Origin of the sequence: Pseudomonas agronomica, assembly GCF_025917275.1 — a bacterium.
Taxonomy (GTDB): Bacteria; Pseudomonadota; Gammaproteobacteria; order Pseudomonadales; family Pseudomonadaceae; genus Aquipseudomonas; species Aquipseudomonas agronomica.
Window position 1 is genome coordinate 1 of record NZ_JAOSHO010001050.1, and the last position, 459, is coordinate 459.

Consider the following 459-nt stretch of genomic DNA (forward strand, 5'->3'; position numbering starts at 1 on the left):
AGCCCCAAGCTCCTAGAGCTGGTTAATCGGAATCTTCAGGTAGGTCACGCCATTGTCCTCGGCCGGCGGCAGGTGTCCCGCCCGCACGTTCACCTGGATCGCCGGCAGCAATAGCGTAGGCATTCCCAGCGTCTTGTCGCGCTGGGTACGCATGGCCACGAACGCGGCTTCGTCGATGCCATCGTGAATGTGGACATTGTGCTGGCGCTGCTCACCCACCGTACTCATGCATTGGGGCTCGCGTCCCTCCGGCGGGTAGTCGTGGCACACGTACAGCCGCACACCGGCAGGGAAGGCCAGCAACTTGCGGATCGAGGCGTAGAGCTGGTGGGCATTGCCGCCGGGAAAGTCACAGCGGGCGGTGCCCACGTCGGGCATGAACAGCGTGTCGCCCACCAGGATCACGTCGCCATCGATCAGGTAAGCCATGTCCGCCGGGGTGTGGCCGGGCACGTGCAG

1 pseudogene is annotated in these 459 nt (G+C 64.7%); it reads right to left on the minus strand.

Annotation, left to right across the window (positions count from 1 at the left end):
* Positions 1–12: 12 nt before the first annotated feature.
* Positions 13–459: pseudogene (locus OC610_RS28840) on the minus strand (MBL fold metallo-hydrolase); the annotation flags it as partial.